This window comes from Streptomyces sp. NPDC058469 (assembly GCF_042721125.1).
Taxonomy (GTDB): Bacteria; Actinomycetota; Actinomycetes; order Streptomycetales; family Streptomycetaceae; genus Streptomyces.
The window spans coordinates 37,006-40,221 of record NZ_JBHXME010000099.1; the positions used below are offsets into that span (position 1 = coordinate 37,006).

At 70.2% G+C, this 3,216-nt stretch carries 2 protein-coding genes and 1 pseudogene; 2 read left to right on the forward strand and 1 reads right to left on the reverse strand.

What is annotated here, in order from left to right; translation table 11 throughout:
* Positions 1-642, forward strand: a pseudogene (locus tag ACFWP5_RS33550) (amino acid deaminase); the annotation flags it as partial.
* 45 nt (positions 643-687) lie between these two features.
* Positions 688-2,310 carry an amidohydrolase family protein gene (locus tag ACFWP5_RS33555; protein WP_384165199.1) on the forward strand — a complete coding sequence of 541 codons (1,623 nt, stop codon included), beginning with the start codon at positions 688-690 and terminating at the stop codon, positions 2,308-2,310.
* Position 2,311: 1 nt separating this feature from the next.
* Here ACFWP5_RS33555 and ACFWP5_RS33560 read toward each other — a convergent pair whose 3' ends face one another.
* Positions 2,312-3,157 carry a trypsin-like serine peptidase gene (locus tag ACFWP5_RS33560; RefSeq protein ID WP_384165205.1) on the reverse strand — a complete coding sequence of 282 codons (846 nt, stop codon included), beginning with the start codon at positions 3,155-3,157 and terminating at the stop codon, positions 2,312-2,314.
* Positions 3,158-3,216: the final 59 nt, after the last annotated feature.

Below are 3,216 nucleotides of genomic sequence, written 5' to 3' on the forward strand. Positions count from 1 at the left end.
GGGTACGAGGGGGAGGTGCCGCGGGCGGACCCCGAGCGGGTGCACACGTGGTTGCGTCAACTGACCGCGCTCGCCGTGGACTTCGACAAGGACGGACGCTTCGCGGGAGGCGGGCTCGACGAGATCGTGGTCAGCGCGGGTGGCAGCGCGTGGTTCGACGCGGTGGCCGACGTCTTCGCCGAGCTGCCCGAACTCTCGCTCCCCGCGCTGAAGTTGCTGCGCTCGGGTGCCTACGTCTCGCACGACGACGGCCACTACCGCGAGATCACCCCCTTCACCCGCATCCCCGAGGAGGGCGCCCTGGAGCCCGCGTTCCGGCTCTGGGCGCAGGTCGTCTCCCGCCCCTCCCCCGAGCAGGCCTTCGCCAACGCGGGCAAGCGGGACGCGGCCTACGACCTTGACCTCCCCTTCGCCCAGGTCGTCCGCCGGGACGGCACGGAGCGCCCGGCGAGTGGCATCGAGGTCACCGGGCTGTCCGACCAGCACGCCTGGCTGCGGACGACCCCGGAGGCGGACCTTGAGGTGGGTGACTGGATCGGCATGGGGCTGTCCCACCCCTGCACGTCCTTCGACAAGTGGCAGCTGATTCCGGTGGCGGAGGCGGACGGGACGGTCGTCGACTACATCCGTACGTTCTTCTAGGACCCCTGCTTCTCAAGGCCCTTCTAGCCCCCTGGAGGCACCGGCATGGAGGAACTCGTCATCCGGGACGCGGACGTCGTCGACGGCGGCGGTGGACCGTCGTACCGCGCCGATGTGGTCGTCGACGGCGGCAGGATCGTCTCGATCGTGCAGGAGGCCGCGGCGGCGGGCTGCCAACGTCCCAAGGCTCGGCGGGAGTTGGATGCCGACGGGCTGGTCCTCTCGCCCGGCTTCATCGACATGCACGCCCACAGCGACCTGGCGTTGCTGCGCGACCCGGACCACAGCGCCAAGGCCTCGCAGGGGGTGACCCTCGAAGTCATCGGCCAGGACGGGCTTTCGTACGCCCCCGTCGACGACCGCACACTCGCCGAGGTGCGCCGGGCGATCACCGGGTGGAACGGCCACGGCGACGACATCGACTTCGACTGGCGGTCGGTGGGCGAGTACCTGGACCGTCTCGACTCCGGTTTCGAGGGGCGTGGAATCGCCGTCAACGCGGCCTACTTGATCCCGCAGGGCACGGTCCGCATGCTCGCCGTCGGCTGGGAGGACCGGGACGCGACACCCCAGGAGCTGGACCGGATGCGGCAGTTGGTCGCCGAGGGGATGGAACAGGGCGCGGTCGGCATGTCGTCCGGGCTCACCTACACCCCCGGCATGTACGCCAAGGACGCCGAACTCACCGAACTCTGCCGGGTGGTGGCGTCGTACGACGGCTACTACTGCCCGCACCACCGCTCCTACGGCGCGGGCGCGCTGGAGGCCTACGAGGAGATGGTGGAGCTGACGAGGGAGGCCGGCTGCCCCCTCCACCTGGCCCACGCCACCATGAACTTCGGCGTGAACGAGGGCCGGGCACCGGAGCTGCTGACCCTCCTGGACGAGGCGCTGGCGTCCGGCGCGGACATCAGCCTCGACACCTACCCGTACACCCCCGGCTGCACCACCCTCGTGGCCATGCTGCCGAGTTGGGCGAGCGAGGGCGGCCCCGAGGAGATCCTGAAGCGCCTGGCGGACGACGACACGGCCGACCGCATCCGCCACCACCTGGAGGTGATCGGCTCGGACGGCTGCCACGGGGTGCCGATGGAGTGGGACACGATCGAGATCGCGGGGGTCGAGAGTCCCGCGCTGGCGGACCACGTCGGCCGTCGCCTCGACAGCTGGACCACGGCCCGCCATCTCCTCCTGGCCGACCGGCTCGCCCCGTCGATCCTCCAGCACGTGGGCCACGAGGAGAACGTCCGGCAGATCATGCGGCACCGCGTCCACACGGGCGGCTCCGACGGCATCCTCCAGGGCGCCAAGCCGCATCCACGGGCGTACGGCACGTTCCCGCAGTATCTGGGGCGGTACACAAGGGAGTTGGGCGTGCTGTCCCTGGAGGAGTGCGTGGCCCATCTGACGTCCCGCCCGGCGGCGCGCCTGCGTCTGCCGGACCGGGGCCTGGTCCGCGAGGGCTACAAGGCGGACCTCGTCCTCTTCAACCCGGAGACGGTGGCGGCGGGTTCGACGTTCGAGGAGCCGCGAACGCTCCCGAAGGGCATCCCGCACGTACTGATCGACGGCCGTTTCGTGATCGAGGACGGTCGGCGGACGGACGTGCTGGCGGGGCGGTCGGTCCGTCGCAGTCCCGTGCGACGGAACGCCGACTCCCGCCCCTGACCTACGGCTTGGGGAGTGTGCAGCCGGTCGCGCTCAGGGCGAGCACGTTGGCCGAGGTGAAGCAGGCCGGGATGTTGTAGGTCTCCTCGGCGTAGTTGATGCCCTCGCGGACCGTCACCGTGCCGTTCTCGTCGACCTCGCACGGGTTGTTCTCGGTGCAGGTCTCGCCGTCCTCGTTGCCCGTGTTGTTGACGGCGACGACCTGGCCGGTGCTGGTGTCGATGACCGGGGAGCCGGAGGTGCCGCCGATGGTGTTGCAGGCGGAGGTGTAGCGGACCGAGTCCTTCCAGGTCCAGCTGCCCTCCTTCAGCCGGTACACGAACCCGTCGACGTTGCAGCTGTAGATCGTCTTCCAGTAGCCGGAGACGACCTTGATGGCGGTGCCGGCGGTCGGGTGCGTGGCGCTCACGGTGAGCGGGCTGATGTTGTACGCGCTCTTGATCGCCGCGTACGTGGTGGTGGTGCGGTAGATCGTCACGTCCGTGTCGGTCATCGTCGAGTAGACGACCTGGTTGGCGCGGAGCGTGGCGACCTTGGTGCCGGCCGAGTTCAGCAGCCCGAAGGTACGGCTGGAGGACTGGCCGGTGATGACCTGGCCGGCCGCCGGGAACCCGGTCTCCAGGCAGTGCCCGTTGGTCAGCACGAGCGCCGGGGCGGTGTCGGCCGAGCCCGGGAACCGGATGACCGAGCCGGAGCAGTTGCTGAGCGATACGGTACCGGCGAAGTCGACGGTCACCGCGGCGGCCTTCGGCGCCACCTGGGGTGCGGCGACCGCGGGTGCCACGCCCGCCCCGGCTATGGCCAGAGTGGAGAGCGCGGCAAGGAGAGGGTTCGGCCACGTAGAGATCGCGTACGCGGCGCAGCACGTCGGCGTCGACGAGCAGTCCGTCGTCGTGGAGTTCCACT

What these genes read in the sequence shown, in the direction of transcription:
- ACFWP5_RS33555 (WP_384165199.1), top strand. Translation starts at nt 688, where the DNA reads ATGGAGGAACTCGTCATCCGGGACGCGGACGTCGTCGACGGCGGCGGT.